The organism is Magnetospirillum sp. LM-5 (assembly GCF_902729445.1).
In the GTDB taxonomy this organism is placed as follows: Bacteria; Pseudomonadota; Alphaproteobacteria; order Rhodospirillales; family Magnetospirillaceae; genus Magnetospirillum.
This window is the reverse complement of the sequence record NZ_CACVCE010000023.1, coordinates 54,521-71,543: the sequence shown is the minus strand read 5'-3', so window position 1 is coordinate 71,543 and position 17,023 is coordinate 54,521. Positions and strand designations below refer to the sequence as shown.

Genomic DNA, 17,023 nt, shown 5'->3' with positions numbered 1-17,023 from the left:
CTGGTCCGGCCTTTGAAATCGATGGAGGGGGCTGCCTGAGAAGGCGGCCCCCTTTCGTGTCTGATGGGGAACTCGGGATGGAAGATCTGGATAATATCCTGGCCGCCGCGCTGGCCTCGGTCGAGGGTGCCGCCGACGGTGACGCCCTGGAAGCGGCGCGCGTCGCGCTGTTGGGCAAGAAGGGCAGCATCTCGGCCCTGATGGCGTCGCTGGGCAAGATGGACCCCGAGGCCCGCAAGGCCGCCGGTGCCGCGCTGAACCAGGTCAAGGATCAGGTGGCCGAAGCGATCGCCGCGCGCAAGGCGGTGCTGGATAGCGCCGCCCTGGATCAGCGCCTGGCCCGCGAGCGGGTCGATGTCACGCTTCCGGTCCGCCCCGACACGCAATCGGGCCGCGTCCACCCCATCGCCCAGGTGATGGACGAGATGGTCGCCATCTTCGCCAACATGGGCTTCGAGGTGGCGGAAGGTCCCGACATCGAGGACGATTTCCACAATTTCACCGCGCTCAACATCCCGGCCGAGCATCCGGCCCGGCAGATGCACGACACCTTCTATTTCGGCGAACAGGAAGACGGCTCGCGCCATCTGCTGCGCACCCACACCAGCCCGGTGCAAATCCGCACCATGCTGGCCAACCAGCCGCCCATCCGCATCATCGCGCCCGGTCGCACCTATCGCTGCGATTCCGACATGACCCACACCCCGATGTTCCATCAGATCGAGGGTCTGGTCATCGACAAGGCGACCCATATGGGCCACCTGAAGGGCGTGCTGGCCGAGTTCGTGCGCACCTTCTTCGAGGTGGACGAGGTGCCGGTGCGCTTCCGCCCCAGCTTCTTCCCCTTCACCGAACCGTCGGCCGAGGTCGATATCGGCTGCTCGCGCGAGGGTGGCGAGCTCAAAATTGGAAACGGGGCAGGCTGGCTGGAAATCCTGGGCTGCGGCATGGTCCATCCCAACGTCCTGCGGGCCTGCAACATCGATCCCGACGAGTATCAGGGCTTCGCCTTCGGCATGGGCGTCGAGCGCGTCGCCATGCTGAAATACGGCATCCCCGATCTGCGCACCTTCTTCGAATCCGACCTTAGGTGGCTGAAGCATTACGGCTTCGTGCCCCTTGACGTGCCCACGCTGTCCGGGGGGCTGACCCGATGAAATTCACCCTGTCCTGGTTGAAGGACCACCTGGAAACCACCGCCACCCTGGCCGAGATCGAGACCCGCCTGACCGAGATGGGTCTGGAAGTGGAAGGGGTGGTCGATCCGGCCGCCCGGCTTTCCGGCTTCGTCGTCGGCCATGTGCTGGAGGCCGACAAGCATCCCGACGCCGACCGTTTGCGGGTGTGCAAGGTCGATAACGGCAGCCAGGTGCTGCAGGTGGTGTGCGGCGCGCCCAACGCCCGGGCCGGCCTGAAGGTGATCCTGGCCCAGCCCGGCGTGGTCATTCCCGCCACCGGCCAGCCCCTGAAGAAGGGCAATGTCCGCGGCGTCGAAAGCCAGGGCATGATGTGCTCGTGGCGCGAGCTGGAGATGGGCGAGGACCATGACGGCATCGCCGAACTGGACGCCACGCTGACGCCCGGCACCAAGCTGGTCGATATCTTGAGCGTCGATCCGATGATCGAGGTGTCGATCACCCCCAACCGCGCCGACTGCCTGGGCGTGCGCGGCATCGCCCGCGACCTGGCCGCCTCGGGCCTGGGCACGCTGAAGCCGCTGGATGCAAGCCCGGTCAAGGGCACCTTCAAGTCGCCGATCGGGGTCAAGCTGGAATTTTCCGCCGACACCGCCTCGGCCTGCCCGATGTTCGTCGGCCGCATGATCAAGGGCGTCAGGAACGGCGAAAGCCCGGCCTGGCTGAAGGACCGCCTGACCGCCATCGGCCTGCGTCCGATTTCCGCCCTGGTGGACATCACCAATTACGTCACCTACGACCTGGCGCGGCCGCTGCATGTGTTCGACGCTGGCAAGGTCAAGGGCGACATCCGCGCCCGCCTGGCGCGATCCGGCGAGCAATTGGTGGCCCTGAACGGCAAGACCTATGCGCTTGAGCCGACCATGACGGTGATCGCCGACGAGGCCGGGCCGGAAGCCCTGGCCGGCATCATGGGCGGCGAGCATTCGGGCTGCACCGAGACGACCACCGAGGTCTTCCTGGAAACCGCCACTTTCGACCCGATCCGCACCGCCGCGACGGGCCGCAAGCTGGACATCCTGTCCGACGCCCGCTTCCGCTTCGAGCGCGGCGTCGATCCGGCCTTCCTGGTCGATGCCACCGAGATCGCCACCCGGCTGATCCTTCAACTGTGCGGCGGCGAAGCGTCGGACATCATCGTCGCCGGCGAACCGCCGGAATGGCAGAAATCGATCGTGCTGCGCCCGGCCCGTGTCGCCGGCCTGGGCGGCGTCGATGTGGCGGTCGCCAAGCAGGAAGCCATCCTGAGGGGCCTGGGCTGCACGGTGTCGGAACATGCCGGCGGTCTGCTGGTGGTGCCGCCGTCCTGGCGCGGCGACATCTCGGCCGAGCACGATCTGGTGGAAGAGGTGATCCGCGTCAACGGCTTCGACAAGCTGCCGGAAGTGCCGCTGCCGCGCCCGACCACGCCGAAGCCGGTGCTGACGCCCGGCCAGCGCCGCGCCTCGTTCGTGCGCCGTCATCTGGCGACGCGCGGCATGGTCGAGACCGTCACCTGGTCGTTCCTGGCCTCGAACCAGGCCAAGCTGTTCGGCGGCGGCGCGCCCGAGTTGCATCTGGCCAACCCGATCTCGGCCGACCTGGATTGCATGCGCCCCAGCCTGCTGCCCAATCTGGTGGCGGCGGCCGGCCGCAACGCCGACCGTGGCTTCAAGGACCTGGCCCTGTTCGAGATCGGCCCGCAATTCGACGGTCCGATGCCCGGCCAGCAGCGCGCCGTCGCCGCCGGTCTTCGCGCCGGCCGCGCTAGCGCCCGCCATTGGGCCGACAAGGCCCGGGCCGTCGATCTGTTCGACGCCAAGGCCGATCTGCTGGCCGCCATCAATGCCGCCGGGGCCAACCCGGATTCGTTCCAGGTGGTGGCGGAAGCGCCGGCCTGGTACCACCCCGGCCGCTCGGGCACCTTGAAGCTGGGCAACAAGGCCGTCGCCTTCTTCGGCGAGATGCATCCCGGCATCCTGACCCAGATGGACGTCAAGGGGCCGATGGTGGCCTTCGAGCTGTTCCTGGAAGCCCTGCCGCCGGTCAAGGCGCGTGCGACCAAGGCCAAGCCGCTGTTGAAGCTGGCCGCCTTCCAGCCGCTTGAACGCGACTTCGCCTTCGTGCTGGATGCCAAGGTTGCCGCCGATACGGTGCTGAAGGCGGCGCGAGGTGCCGACAAGGCGCTGATCACCGACGCCTCGGTGTTCGACCTGTATGAAGGGCCGAATGTCGGCGAGGGCAAGAAGTCGCTGGCGGTGTCGATCACCCTGCAGCCGACCGAAAAGACCCTGACCGACGACGAGATCGAGGCGGTGACCAAGAAGGTGGTCGATGCGGTGGTCAAGGCCACCGGGGGAACGCTGCGCGGCTGACCTGCCGGCAGGGGCCGGGGCTTAGAACCCCCGGCTCTTGTGCCGTCCCTTGTCGGCATACATGGCGGCATCGGCGCGGGCCAGCAATTCGCCGGCCGAGCGGCCCTGGTCGGGGAACAGCGCCGCGCCCAGGCTGACACCCACCGACAATTCGGCGGTGGCGGTGGTGACCCGCAGGGCGTGGATGGCGTGGGTCAGCTTGTCGCACAGCGCCTTGATGCCTTCCGGCCCGGTTTCCGGCAGCAGCACCACGAATTCGTCGCCGCCCAACCGGGCGGCCAGGTCGTTGACCCGCACATTGGCGGTCAGCGCCTCGGCGACGGCCGACAGCACCATGTCGCCGGCGGCGTGGCCGTGGCGGTCGTTGATCGGCTTGAAGCCGTCGAGATCCAGCATGATCAGCCCGAACGGATGGCCGTAGCGCTGCGAACGCACCACTTCGGCGGCCAGGGCCTCGGAAAAGCGGCGGCGATTGGCCAGGCCGGTCAGCGGGTCGGTAATGGATTGCTCGACCAGGGCGGCGCGGCTGCTTTCCAGGTCCTCCATCAGGCGGTTGAAGTTGTGGGCCAGCGAGCCCACCTCGGACAGCCATTGATAGGACCGGCCGGTGACGCGGCGCGACAGGTCGCCCGAGACGACGATGCCGTCGATGTGGCGGGCCAGATTGGTGATCGGCCGCGCCACCAGATAGCGGACCTTGACCAGCACCAGCACGAAGATGATGGCGATGACGGCGGTGAAGACCCAGGTGATGGTGCCCAGGGTGAATTCCAGCGGCACCCGCAGGCGCGAGATCGGGAAACGGATGTCGATCACCCCGTTGACCGATCCGATCTTCGCCCCGACATGGCATTCCTGGCACTCGGCGCTGACGGTGACCGGATAGATATAGCGCAGCGTGTCGCCCAGGGTGATCAGCCGGTCCTGGCCCAAGGCCATGGCGGCGGCGATGTCCTGGTCGGTGCTGCGCACCACGCGGTCGCCCTCGATCTCGCCGAAGGAATCGGCCACCTGCTGGCTGCGATAGACCGACACCCGGATGTCGGGGATGGCGTCGTTCATGCGGCCGACCAGATCGGTGATCTCGGCCTTGCTCCAGCCCTTGCGCATCACCGAATAGAGATTCTGGAAGATCAGTTCGGCGTTGCGGCGTGACTCGGCGGCGGCGATGGTGGTGACGGAACGTTCCTGAATCCAGGTGCTGGCCATGCCGATGGCCGCGAACGACACCACGGCGATCGCCGAGTAGATCACCACCAAGGTACGCGAGATCGAAAGCTGCATCGGAGGGGAGCGCCTAATCGCTGCACTATGACCAATGACTATAAGGGATTTTCAACCTTGTGTGCTAATCCCAAAAATCCTCGGGCGGGCGGGCGATGCCGTCGGGGTTCAGGCTGGTTGCCAGCCGGGCGTTGTCTTCGCAATCCTCGATGAAGGTGCGGATGGCCGCGAGCGCGCATTCCTCGGGCTTGCGGCGCAGACGGCGGGCGACGGCGTCCAGGCGGTCGGCCAGATCGGGTGGCAGGATAAGCGTGGTCATGGACAGCCTTCCTTTCGTCAATTCGCTTGCTTTCCGGTGCAGAACCGGGGAAAAACCGCCCCCATGAGCACGCTGATCCAGGAACTGGCGCTTCGGCGCACCTTCGCCATCATCTCGCATCCCGATGCGGGCAAGACCACGCTGACCGAAAAGCTTCTGATGTTCGGCGGCGCCATCCAGATGGCCGGCGCCGTGCGCGCCAGGGGCGAGCAGCGCCGCACCCGGTCGGACTGGATGGCCATCGAAAAGGAACGCGGCATCTCGGTGTCGGCCTCGGTGATGAGTTTCGAACATGAGGGCCTGTCCTACAACCTTCTGGACACGCCCGGCCACGAAGATTTCTCGGAAGACACCTACCGCACCCTGACCGCCGTCGATTCGGCGGTCATGGTGCTGGACGCCGCCAAGGGCATCGAGACCCAGACCCTGAAGCTGTTCGAGGTGTGCCGCCTGCGCGACGTGCCCATCGTCACCTTCGTCAACAAAGTCGATCGCGAGGGCCGCGATCCCCTGGACCTGTTGGACGAGATCGAGAAGACCCTGGCGCTCGACGTCGCCCCGGTCACCTGGCCCATCGGCATGGGCCGCGACCTGAAGGGCGTCTATGACCTGCTGCGCGACCGGGTGATCTTGTTCGATCCCGGCCGCGGCGACCACATCGCCGAAATCGCCGTCGATGCCAGCCTGGACGATCCCCGCCTGGACGAGGCGGTGGGAAAGGCCGCCGCCGACAAGCTTCGCGACGATGTCGAGCTGGTCAGGGGCGGTTATCCCGAATTCGATCTGGAAAGCTTCCTGGCCGGTCACCTGACCCCGGTCTTCTTCGGCTCGGCCTTGAAGACCTTCGGCGTCGCCGAATTGCTGAGGGGCGTCGGCCGGCTGGCCCCCGCCCCCCTGGCCCGCAAGGCCGACACCCGCATCGTCGAGCCGGCCGAAGACAAGGTCTCGGGCTTCGTGTTCAAGATCCAGGCCAACATGGATCCCAACCACCGCGACCGCATCGCCTTTTTCCGCATCTGCTCGGGCCAGTTCAAGCGCGGCATGAAGCTCAAGCATGTGCGGTCGGGCAAGGTGATGGCGGTCTACAATCCGGTGTTCTTCCTGGCGCAAAGCCGCGAACTGGCGGAAGAGGCCTTCCCCGGCGACATCATGGGCATCCCCAACCACGGGCAATTGCGCATCGGCGACACCATGACCGAGGGCGAGGACATCAACTTCCTGGGCATTCCCACCTTTGCCCCGGAAGTGCTGCGCCGGGTCCGCCTGGACGACCCGATGAAGGCCAAGCAATTGAAGAAGGCGCTGGACGATCTGGCCGAGGAAGGAGTCAGCCAGGTGTTCAAGCCGCTGGACGGCTCGACCTGGATCGTCGGCGTGGTCGGCCCCTTGCAGTTCGACGTGCTGACCACCCGCATCGGGGCCGAATACAATATCAAGGCCGGGTTCGAGGATGGCGGCTTCGTCACCGCCCGCTGGGTCTTCGCCGACGAGCCGGCCGAGATGGAGCGCTTCATGGCCGCCAACAAGTCGAACATGGCTGAAGACCGCGATGGCGGCCTGGTCTATCTGGCGCGCAATTCATGGCAATTGGGCCGGGCCGGCCAGGATTTCCCCAAGGTCCGCTTCACCGCCACCCGCGAGCAGCATTAAGCCGGCTTATTCGCGGATTTCGAACAGGCTGGAGGCGTCGAACAGGCCCAGCAGCCGCTTGGCCACGCCTTCGGCGCCCGACAGGACGATCTGCGCGGTCGGCAATGCCTCGCGCAGCATGATCATCAGGCCGAACCCGACCGAATCGATGCCGGACACCCGGGTCATGTCGACCCGCAGCCGCTTGGGCGCCAATTCCTGCGCGGTCTCGATGATCGACGTGAAGCTGCCGACCGCCGCATAATCGACCCGCCCGGTCAGACAGATGACAATCCCGGAATTGTCGCCCTGCTCGTTCTCAACCACGTACTCCATCGAGCACCACTACCCCTGGCGTTGCACACAGGCGCTACCTTACACACATCCGCGCCTGTCCGCATCACCTCTGGCCTATGCCATTCGACTTAAGCGCTCGACCAGATAGGCGATGGAGCGATAGGGGATGCCGGCATGCTCGGTCAAACCGATCTCGCAGGTGCGGTTGGCGGAAAATCCCTCTGGGCAGGTCTCGGGCACCGTCAGTCGGCGCAAGGCGTGGCTGTTCAATTCCGGCACGGCGAAACCGCGATCGCCGCCGAAGCCGCAACAGGTGACCGATTCCGGCACCACCACCTGATCGGCGCAGGCCCGGGCCAGGGCGATCATCGCCTCTTCCAGCCCCTGCTTCTTGATCGAACAGGGCACATGCAGCAGCACCGGGCCGGTCTGGCGCCGGATGGTCAGGCGCGGAAGGGCACGGGTGGCCAGGAACTCGACCAGGTCCAGCACGGTCAGGCCGGCCTGGCGGATCGCCTTCAGCCGGTTGGAACAGGCCGAGGTGTCCATCACCACCGGCAACCGGCCGCCGTCGCTGGCCGTGATCAGGGCGGCCAGCATCTGGTCGCCCTTGGATTGGGCGGTGGCGGCCAGGCCGCGGCTTTCGAACGGCAACCCGCAGCACAGTTCGTCCAGCCCGTCGGGCAGCACCATGGCGAAGCCGGCGCGGTCGAAGATGGTGGCGACCACCGAGGTTAAAGGCCGGGTCTCGCCATCCGACGCCGCCGTGCCCATGGCTCGCGAGGCGCAGGACGGGATATAGACCACCGCGTCGCCGGTCGAAGCTGGCTTGCCCGGTCGGGGTGACTGGGCCGGGCGCGGCCAGTGGCGGCGCACCAGCGACGCGGCCGCCAGGCCCAGGCGGGTGGCGGTCAGGGTGGCGCCGAAATATTTGCCGGCCAGCCGGCCGATTCCCTTTTCAAGGCCGCCCGCCTTGCGCCCGCGCAGCGCCTTGATCAGACTGCCGGTCTCGATGCCGACCGGACAGGCGGTGGCGCACAAGCCGCAGGCGGCGCAGGTGTCGAGCCCCATGTAATCGTAAAGCGTCGACAAGGCCCGGCTGTCTTCCCCGGCGGCATCGGCGCGCGAGATCTCGCGCCAGCCGGTGATGCGCTGGCGGGGCGACAGGGTCAGGCCATGCGACGGGCACATCCTTTCGCAGAAGCCGCATTCGATGCAGGTATCGACCAAAGGATCGGCCGGCGGCAGCGGCTTCAAATTCTCGAGATGGGCATGCGGGTTGTCATCCATGATGACACCGGGATTGAGCAGCCCCTGCGGGTCCAGCAGCCGCTTGATCCGCCACATCAAGGCGTGGGCCTGGGTGCCCCATTCCAGGGCGACGAAGGGCGCCATGTTGCGGCCGGTTCCGTGTTCGGCCTTCAAGGACCCGTCATACTTGTTGACCACCAGATCGGCGACGTCGTCCATCAGGGCGGCGTAGCGTTTCACTTCCGCCTCTTGCCCGAAATCCTGGGTGAAGACGAAGTGCAGATTGCCGTCCAGCGCATGGCCGAAAATGATCGCTTCCGGATAAGCGTGCCGGGTCAGCAGCGCCTGCAGGTCAAGGGTGGCGGCGGCCAGGTCGGGAATCTTGAAGGCGACGTCCTCGATGATCACCGTGGTCCCGACCTTGCGGACCGCGCCCACCGCCGGAAACAGGCCCTTCCTGATCTTCCACAGTTTGGCGCTCTCGCCGGAATCGGTGGTGAAGGCATGGGGCCGGGCGAAACCAAAGCCGGCCAGAGCCTGGCTGATCGCCTCGATATTGGCGGCCAGGGCGGCCGCGTTCTCGGCACGGGTTTCCACCAGCAGGGCGGCGGCCTGGTCGGGCAGATCGGCCAGACCGTCCGGCATGCCGGGCTTGTCCTCGACGGCGCGCAGCGCCGGGCGGTCCATCAGTTCCACCGCCGCCACCGGGTGGCTTTTCAAGATCGCCACCGCCCGGCAGGCCTCGGCCAGGTCGGGAAACAGCATCAAGGTGCTGGCCTTGTCGGCGTGATCGGGCACGGTGCGATAGGTGATCTCGGCGATGAAGCCCAAGGTGCCCTCGGACCCGATCATCAGATGCTGCAAGATGTCGAGCGGGTCCTCGAAATCCACCAGCGAATTCAGCCCGTAGCCGGTGGTGTTCTTGATGGCGAACTTGGCGCGGATGCGTTCGGCCAACGCCTGGTCGGCGCGGGTGGCGCGGCCCAGTTCGGCCAGTTCGGCCAGCAATCCGGCATGGCTGTGGCGGAAGCGTTCCACCGAGGCCGCGTCGCCGGTATCGACCAAGGTGCCGTCGGCCAGGATCAGCCGCATGGTCACCAGGGTCTGATAGGAATTGTCGGCGGTGCCGCAGCACATGCCGCTGGAATTGTTGGCGGCCATGCCGCCGATCTTGGCGCTATCGATGCTGGCCGGGTCGGGGCCGATCTTGCGGGCGAAGGCGGCCAGGCGGCGGTTGGCCTCCGCGCCGATGACGCCCGGCTGCAGCGCGATGCTAAGACCCTGGTCCAGCACCCGCACCCCGTTCCAATTGTCGCCCAGCAGCAGCAGCACCGAATCGGTGACCGACTGCCCCGACAGGCTGGTGCCGGCGGCGCGGAAGGTCACCGGCGCATGGTGGCGATGGCAGACATCCAGCACGCTTCGGACCTCGTCCTCGCTTTCGGCCTTGACCACCACCTTGGGCACCAGCCGATAGAAGCTGGCATCGGTGCCATAGGCCAAAAGCCGCAGCGGATCGCGGATCAGGCGGTCGTCGGGAACGAAGGCGGCAAGGTCGTGGATCAGGGTGGTCATGGCGGGCCTCAGGCGTCGGTCAGGACCAGGACGATCAGCTCTTTCGGGCCGTGCACGCCATAGGCCAGGGTCTGTTCGATGTCGGCGGTCTTCGACGGCCCCGAGATCAGCAGCGCGTTGGTCGGCATGCCCGCCGCCCAGTTCTGATCGGCCATCACTTGGGCCAGATTGTCCACCAGGCTGCCCAGGCGCAGCAGCACCACATGGATCGGCGGCAGCAGGCTCGTCAGGCGCGGCTCGTCCGCGTCGGGCCACAAGACCAGGGTGCCGGTATCGGCGATGGCCGCCTTGGCCCAGGTGATGCCGGCCTCGACACCTTGGACCAGGACCGCCTTCAGCTCCTCGACCGGTTGGTCATAGGGGACGGCGACCAGCCCGTCGGGCAGGGCCAGGCCGGGCGGAACCATCACCCGGGTCGCGCCGCGATCGGCCAGCAGCACGCCCAGGCGTTCCGCCCAATCCTCGGTGGTGACCTCGTGGATTTCGCCGTGCACCGCTTCCAGCATGGCGCGGAACCGGGCCAGGCGACCCTCGCCATAGGTCGGCGGCGTCCAGTCGGGCCGGTCCCGCACCATTTGGCGCGGCGCCGCCCGCAGGCGGGCCAGGATGTTGGCGCGGGCGGTCTCATTCATGGTCGTAACCCTTGTCGCGGGCCAGTTCGTGCAAGGTCTTGGCGGCGAAGCGCGGCCGGGTCCGCACCGCTGTCCAGCGCTTCAGCATCGGCAGGCTGTCCGGCAGCCAATTGCCCAGCCGGGTCAGCCCCCAACTGCCCAGGCGGTACAGCATGGGCACCTTGTACATCGCCGCCCACCCTTGCCACGCCAGGCTTTCCAGGCGCTTGCGCATCGAGCCGGCGCCCTTGACCGCGCCCGAGCCGGTGGAATTGACCGATTCGGCCCGCAGCCGGACCAGAATGTCGGCGATGGGGATCTTGACCGGACAGACCTCGACGCAGGCGTTGCACAGGGTCGAAGCGTGCGGCTGGTCGCCGGCGCAATCGAGTCCCTCCAGCTGCGGCGTCAGGATTTTTCCGATCGGCCCGGGATAGACGAACTTGTAGGTGTGGCCGCCGACCCGGGAATAGACCGGGCAATGGTTCATGCAGGCGCCGCAGCGGATGCAGCGCAGCGTGTCTTGCAGCTGGGCGTCGGCATAGACGCGCGAACGCCCGGAATCCAGCAGCACCACATGGACCGCCTTGGGCCCGTCCTTCTCGCCCGGCTGCCGGGGCCGGCTGATCATGTTGACATAGGTGGTGATGGCCTGACCGGTGGCCGAGCGCGGCAGCAAGGACAACAGCGCCGGCAGATCGTCCAGCTTTTCCGCCAGCTTCTCGATGCCCATCACCGCGATGTGCAGCGGCGGCAATGTGGTGGACAGCCGCCCGTTGCCTTCGTTTTCCACCAGCACCAGGGTCCCGGTCTCGGCGACGGCGAAATTGACGCCCGAGATGCCGGCATCGGCCGCGGCGAACTGGCCGCGCAACGCCGCCCGCGCGGCGGCCGTCAGGGCATCGACATCCTCGGTGTAGCCCAGGCCGGCGATGTTGGCCTCGAACAATCGGGCGATCTCGGCCTTGTTCTTGTGGATGCAGGGCATGACGATGTGGCTGGGGGCCTCGCCGGCCAATTGGATGATGTATTCGCCCAGGTCGGATTCCACCGCGCGGATGCCGTGGGCTTCCAGGTGATGGTTCAGCTCCATCTCCTCGGACACCATCGACTTGCCCTTGATCACCGTTTTCGCACCCGCCTTTTGCAAGATGTCGAGCACGATGGCGTTGGCCTGGGCGGTGGTTTCGGCCCAATGAACGACGATGCCGTTGCGGGTCAGGTTGGCTTCCAGTTCCACCAACAATTCGGGCAGGCGGGCGACGACACGGGCCTTGGCGGCGGCGCCCCGGGCGCGCAAGCTCTCCCAGGCGTCCTGGTCGGCGAACTGGGCGGCGCGCTTGGTCATCAGGCCGTCCATGGCCCGGCGGAAATTGGCGCGCAAGGTGGGATCGTTCAGCGCGGCCGGCGCGCGGGAAGTGAAGTCACCCATCGACGCGCTCCAGCAGGAATTGGGCGATGTGCTGGCCGCCCATGGGGCTGCCCTTTTTGCCCATGGCCCCGGTGATGTTCATCAGGCAGCCGCAATCGCCCGAGACCACCCGGGCCGCCCGGGTGTCCTCGAGCGCCGCCACCTTGTCGGCGACCATGGCCGCCGAGATTTCCGGCTGGCGCACCGCGAAGGTGCCGCCGAAGCCGCAGCATTCCTTCTCGCGGCCGTTCTCGACCAGGGTGACGTTGGCCAATTGGCGCAGCAGGGCCTTGGGCTGATCGACCACCCCCATCTCGCGCATCGAATGACACGAGCCGTGCCAGGTGACGGTCAGCGGCTGGCCCTTGTCGGTCAACCGGATGTTGACGACGTTGACCAGGAAGTCGGTCAGTTCGAACACTCTGGATGCAAAGGCCTTGGCGGCCTCGTGCTCGGGCCGGCCTTCGAACAAGTCGGGATAATGGGTCTTCATCATGCCGGCGCACGACCCCGACGGCACCACGATCGGCCAGGGCTGGGGAAAGGCCTTGATCTGACGCAGCGCCACGGCGCGGGCCTCGTCGAAATAGCCGGAATTCCGGGCCGGCTGGCCGCAGCAGCTTTGGTCGGCGGGAAACACCACCCGCATCCCGGCCCGCTTCAACAGCTCCATCCCGGCCAGACCGGCCTCGGGATAGAACAGATCGACCAGGCAGGTGCCGAAATAATAGACGGTGTCGGGGCGGCCGGGCAAAGGCATGGCTTCTCTCTGAGTGACGACGGGGCATCCATCTGGTAATACCACTTTCCAAACGGCGCGCCTACCCGTTCGATGGCCCATACGGGCGGTTGCCAGGATGGCGCTGGTGGTTTTCTGTGTATAGCGCGCGAAAAATGCCGGATGAACCGGCTCTGACAACCTTTGAACAGGCGGCCTTCATGTCCAAGCCCATCACCAAGCTTCTGATCGCCAATCGCGGCGAGATCGCCATCCGCATCGCGCGCGCCGCCACCGAGCTGGGCCTGAAGACCGTTTCGGTCTACTCGACCGAGGACCGCTTCGCGCTGCACCGCTTCAAGACCGACGAAAGCTATCTGATCGGCACCGGACTGGGCCCCATCGAGGCCTATCTGTCCGCCGACGAGATGATCCGCGTCGCGCGTGAATCCGGCGCCGACGGCGTTCATCCCGGCTATGGCTTCCTGTCGGAAAACCCCGATTTCGCCGACGCAGCCCGAGCCGCCGGCCTGACCTTCGTCGGGCCGTCTTCCGACGTCATGCGCCTGTTGGGCAACAAGGTGTCGGCCCGCAACGCCGCCGTCGCGGCCGGCGTGCCGGTGATGCCGGCCACCGGCCCGCTGCCCCATGACGACCAGGCCTGCCTGAAGCTGGCGGCCGATGTCGGCTATCCCCTGATGCTGAAGGCCAGTTGGGGCGGCGGCGGCCGCGGCATGCGGGTGATCGAGGACGACACCCAGCTGATCGAACTGGTCGCCACCGCCCGGCGCGAGGCCAAGTCCGCCTTCGGCAATGACGAGGTCTATCTGGAAAAGCTGGTGCGCCGCGCCCGCCATGTGGAAGTGCAGATCATCGGCGATGCCCACGGCAATCTGGTCCATCTGTTCGAGCGCGATTGCTCGGTCCAGCGCCGCAATCAGAAGGTGGTGGAACGCGCGCCCGCCCCCTATCTGTCCGAACGCCAGCGCGACGAATTGTGCGCCGCCGCCATGAAGCTGGGCCGCGCCGTCAGCTATCAGAACGCCGGCACCGTCGAGTTCCTGATGGATGCCGATACCGGCGCCTTCTATTTCATCGAGGTCAATCCCCGCGTCCAGGTCGAGCACACCGTCACCGAAGTCGTCACCGGCATCGACATCGTCAAGTCGCAGATCCTGATCGCCGGCGGCGCGCCCATCGGGGCGCCCGGTTCCAGCGTGCCCCGCCAAGCCGACATCCGCCTGAACGGCCACGCCATCCAGTGCCGCGTCACCACCGAGGACCCGTCCAACAATTTCATCCCCGATTACGGCCGCATCACCGCCTATCGCGGCGCCAACGGCTTCGGCATCCGCCTGGATGGCGGCACCGCCTTTTCCGGGGCGCTGATCACCAGGCATTACGATTCGCTGCTGGAAAAGGTCACCGCCTGGGCGTCGACCCCCGACGAGGCCATCGCCCGCATGGACCGCGCGCTGCGCGAGTTCCGCATCCGCGGCGTCAACACCAACCTGACCTTCCTGGAAAACGTCATCGCCCATCCGCGCTTCGTCGCCTGCGAGTACACCACCCGCTTCATCGACGAAACGCCGGAACTGTTCCATCATTCCGCCCGCAAGGACCGCGCCACCCGTTTGCTGTCCTTCGTCGCCGAGGTGATGGTCAACGGCCACCCCGAGGTCAAGGGCAGCACCCGACCGCACCAGGAATACGCGCCGCCCCTGCCCCATCTGCCGCTTGGCGACATTCCATCCGGCACCAAGCAGATCCTGGCCGAACAGGGCGCCAAGGGCCTGGCCGACTGGATGCTGGCGCAAGACCGGGTGCTGCTGACCGACACCACCATGCGCGACGCCCACCAATCGCTGCTGGCCACCCGCATGCGCACCCATGATCTGGTCAAGATCGCGCCGGCTTACGCCAAGATGCTGCCCGATCTGTTCTCGGTGGAATGCTGGGGCGGGGCCACCTTCGACGTCGCCATGCGCTTCTTGACCGAGGACCCATGGGACCGGCTGGCGCAATTGCGCACCGCCATGCCCAACCTGCTGACCCAGATGCTGCTGCGCTCGGCCAACGGGGTCGGCTACACCAACTATCCCGACAACGTGGTCAAGTACTTCATCGAGCGGGCCGCCAAGGCCGGCCTGGACGTGTTCAGGGTGTTCGACTGCCTGAACTGGGTCGAGAACATGCGCTTCGCCATGGACGCGGTGATCGAGACCGGCGCCGTGTGCGAGGCGGCCATCTGCTATACCGGCGATATCGGCGATGCGGCCCGGCCGAAATACGACCTGAAATATTATGTCGGCCTGGCCAAGCAGTTGGAGAAGGCCGGCGCCCACATCCTGGCGGTCAAGGACATGGCCGGGCTGGTCCGCCCGCGCGCCGCATCCATGCTGTTCAAGGCGCTGAAAGAGGAAATCTCGATCCCCATCGCCTTCCACACCCACGACACTTCGGGCCTGTCGGCGGCCAGCGTGCTGGCGGCGGTCGATGCCGGAATCGATGCCGTCGATGGCGCCATGGATTCCATGAGCGGCACCACCAGCCAGCCGCCCTTGGGCTCGATCCGCGCCGCCCTGAAGGGCCATCCGCGCGATCCCGGCCTGGACCAGGATTCCATGGACCGCATCGCCCTTTACTGGGAACACGCCAGGCGCCAATATTCCGCCTTCGAGGCAGACATCAAGGCCGGGACGGCGGAAGTCTATCTGCACGAAATGCCCGGCGGCCAGTACACCAACCTGCGCCAGCAGGCGAAAAGCCTCGGCATTGAGGAAAAGTGGGACCGGGTGTCGCACGCCTATGCCGACGTCAACCGCCTGTTCGGCGACATCGTCAAGGTGACGCCGACCAGCAAGGTGGTGGGCGACATGGCTTTGATGATGGTGACCACCGGTCTTTCCGCCGAAGACGTCGCCGACCCCGACAAGGAAATCGCCTTCCCCGAATCGGTGGTGCAATTGTTCCGCGGCGAACTGGGGCAGCCGCCGGGCGGCTGGCCCGAGGCGCTGAGCCGCAAGGTGTTGAAGGACGAGAAGCCCTTCACCCAGCGTTACGGCGCCGTGACCCCGCCGGCCGACCTGGACACATTGCGCGCCGAGGCCGAAAAGCAGGTGGCCCGCCATGTCAGCGACGACGAGTTCGCGTCCTACCTGATGTATCCCAAGGTGTTCCGTGACTATGCCTTCACCAAGAAGAAGTTCTCGGACGTCAGCGTGCTGCCGACGCCGGTATTCTTCTACGGCATGGAGCCGGGCCAGGAGATCAGCGTCGACCTGGAAAAGGGCAAGAGCCTGATCATCCGCTATCTGGCCACGGCGGAAGCCGACGAGGACGGCCAGCGCAAGGTGTTCTTCGAACTGAACGGGCAGCCGCGCACCGTCAAGGTGGCCGACAAGTCGGTGGCGCCGTCACGCCCGGCCCAGCCCAAGGCGGAAGACGGCAACCCGGCCCACGTCGCCGCCCCGATGCCCGGCCTGGTGGTCAGCGTGGCGGTGCGCGAAGGCGCCGCGGTCGAAAAGGGCGACCTGTTGCTGGCCATCGAGGCGATGAAGATGGAAACGGCGGTGCGCGCCGAACGGGCCGGCACGGTCAAGCGGGTCGCCGTGGCGCCGGGCCAGCAGATCGACACCAAGGACCTGCTGATGGTGGTGGAGTAGAGAGGACTGTCGGCCGGCCCGGCCCAACGAGCGGGATCGGCCGGATTGTTGGCGGGGGATCGGACCAGAGAGGCGTCCCGCCTTACAAATAGGCAAACGAGTGGCGCCGCCGCCGTTTCAGACCACGGCAACCGGTTGATCTTACTGGGTGTCCGTTCCGAGAGATCGGTGACGGATTGTTCCCGGGACCTGGCACCATGCCGGAGGTGGAGGACATGGGGAAAGCCGCCGTCCGGCTGGTGGAACTGCGCAACCCGCCGTCCAATCGCTTCGAGGCGCTGGGCGGCGACCGTCCCGACCAGTGCAGCATCCGCATCAATGATCGGTGGCGCATTTGCTTCCGATGGGCCTTCGCCGAGAATCCGACCGGCAAAGACCCGCTGATGGTTCTCGGCGACGCCGTGGACGTTGAAATCGTCGATTACCACTGAGGCAGCCATGACCATTCCCGCCATCGACAACCTGCCCCCGGTCCATCCCGGCGAAATCCTGAAAGACGAACTTGAAGCGCTGTCCATGAGCGCCCGTAAATTCGCCGACCACATCCGCGTGCCGCCCAACGCCGTGACGGCCATCCTGAATGGTCAGCGGGGTGTGACAGCGCAGATGGCGCTAAGGTTGGGGCAAGCCTTCGGCACCGGGCCGGGCTATTGGATGCGGTTGCAGGGGATGTATGAGGTGAAGTGTGCGCGGGTGGAATTGGCGGGGGTGTTGGAGGGGATTGGGATGCTGGGGAATCGCGGGGCGGAAAACGGACTCTGACCCCGTTTCCT

Annotated in this window: 13 protein-coding genes; 6 read left to right on the top strand and 7 right to left on the bottom strand. The window is 66.5% G+C overall.

What is annotated here, in order from left to right; translation table 11 throughout:
• Positions 1 to 77 precede the first annotated feature (77 nt).
• Both pheS and pheT read left to right on the top strand, forming a co-directional pair.
• The gene (gene pheS / locus MTBLM5_RS09940; RefSeq protein WP_173975968.1) at positions 78 to 1,157 is read left to right on the top strand and encodes a phenylalanine--tRNA ligase subunit alpha; all 1,080 of its coding nucleotides are present in this window, start codon (positions 78 to 80) and stop codon (positions 1,155 to 1,157) included.
• Positions 1,154 to 3,550, top strand: a complete 2,397-nt coding sequence (gene pheT / locus MTBLM5_RS09935; protein WP_173975967.1) for a phenylalanine--tRNA ligase subunit beta — start codon at positions 1,154 to 1,156, stop codon at positions 3,548 to 3,550. The genes pheS and pheT overlap by 4 nt, the downstream gene beginning before the upstream one ends.
• Before the next feature lie 21 nt (positions 3,551 to 3,571).
• Here pheT and MTBLM5_RS09930 read toward each other — a convergent pair whose 3' ends face one another.
• Together MTBLM5_RS09930 and MTBLM5_RS09925 are read right to left on the bottom strand one after the other, a co-directional pair.
• The gene (locus MTBLM5_RS09930; protein ID WP_173975966.1) at positions 3,572 to 4,834 is read right to left on the bottom strand and encodes a sensor domain-containing diguanylate cyclase; all 1,263 of its coding nucleotides are present in this window, start codon (positions 4,832 to 4,834) and stop codon (positions 3,572 to 3,574) included.
• A 64-nt stretch (positions 4,835 to 4,898) separates the two neighbouring features.
• The gene (locus MTBLM5_RS09925) at positions 4,899 to 5,093 is read right to left on the bottom strand and encodes a hypothetical protein (RefSeq protein ID WP_173975965.1); all 195 of its coding nucleotides are present in this window, start codon (positions 5,091 to 5,093) and stop codon (positions 4,899 to 4,901) included.
• A 63-nt stretch (positions 5,094 to 5,156) separates the two neighbouring features.
• Here MTBLM5_RS09925 and MTBLM5_RS09920 point away from each other — a divergent pair, with 63 nt between their 5' ends.
• Positions 5,157 to 6,743 (top strand): peptide chain release factor 3, encoded by a 1,587-nt coding sequence (locus MTBLM5_RS09920; protein WP_173975964.1) that lies wholly within the window; start codon positions 5,157 to 5,159, stop codon positions 6,741 to 6,743.
• 6 nt (positions 6,744 to 6,749) lie between these two features.
• On the opposite strand, the gene MTBLM5_RS09915 is transcribed toward MTBLM5_RS09920, so the two are convergent.
• From MTBLM5_RS09915 to MTBLM5_RS09895, 5 genes are all read right to left on the bottom strand, one after another.
• The gene (locus MTBLM5_RS09915; RefSeq protein WP_173975963.1) at positions 6,750 to 7,058 is read right to left on the bottom strand and encodes an STAS domain-containing protein; all 309 of its coding nucleotides are present in this window, start codon (positions 7,056 to 7,058) and stop codon (positions 6,750 to 6,752) included.
• A 75-nt stretch (positions 7,059 to 7,133) separates the two neighbouring features.
• A complete protein-coding gene (locus MTBLM5_RS09910) occupies positions 7,134 to 9,845 on the bottom strand; it encodes an FAD-binding and (Fe-S)-binding domain-containing protein (protein WP_173975962.1) in 2,712 nt (903 codons plus the stop codon).
• 8 nt (positions 9,846 to 9,853) lie between these two features.
• The gene (locus tag MTBLM5_RS09905; RefSeq protein WP_173975961.1) at positions 9,854 to 10,477 is read right to left on the bottom strand and encodes a lactate utilization protein; all 624 of its coding nucleotides are present in this window, start codon (positions 10,475 to 10,477) and stop codon (positions 9,854 to 9,856) included.
• Entirely contained in the window at positions 10,470 to 11,888 is a 1,419-nt protein-coding gene (locus MTBLM5_RS09900) for a LutB/LldF family L-lactate oxidation iron-sulfur protein (protein WP_173975960.1), read from the bottom strand. The genes MTBLM5_RS09905 and MTBLM5_RS09900 overlap by 8 nt, the downstream gene beginning before the upstream one ends.
• Positions 11,881 to 12,627 carry a (Fe-S)-binding protein gene (locus MTBLM5_RS09895; protein ID WP_173975959.1) on the bottom strand — a complete coding sequence of 249 codons (747 nt, stop codon included), beginning with the start codon at positions 12,625 to 12,627 and terminating at the stop codon, positions 11,881 to 11,883. The genes MTBLM5_RS09900 and MTBLM5_RS09895 overlap by 8 nt, the downstream gene beginning before the upstream one ends.
• Before the next feature lie 179 nt (positions 12,628 to 12,806).
• On the opposite strand from MTBLM5_RS09895, the gene pyc reads away from it, so the two are divergent.
• The 3 genes from pyc to MTBLM5_RS09880 all read left to right on the top strand — a co-directional run bounded on the left by pyc (position 12,807) and on the right by MTBLM5_RS09880 (position 17,012).
• On the top strand, positions 12,807 to 16,250 hold the full coding sequence (gene pyc / locus MTBLM5_RS09890; protein WP_173975958.1) for a pyruvate carboxylase: 3,444 nt from the start codon (positions 12,807 to 12,809) through the stop codon (positions 16,248 to 16,250).
• 197 nt (positions 16,251 to 16,447) lie between these two features.
• On the top strand, positions 16,448 to 16,681 hold the full coding sequence (locus MTBLM5_RS09885; protein ID WP_173975957.1) for a type II toxin-antitoxin system RelE/ParE family toxin: 234 nt from the start codon (positions 16,448 to 16,450) through the stop codon (positions 16,679 to 16,681).
• 7 nt (positions 16,682 to 16,688) lie between these two features.
• Complete coding sequence (locus tag MTBLM5_RS09880; protein ID WP_173975956.1) at positions 16,689 to 17,012, top strand: HigA family addiction module antitoxin; 324 nt, start codon at positions 16,689 to 16,691, stop codon at positions 17,010 to 17,012.
• Positions 17,013 to 17,023: the final 11 nt, after the last annotated feature.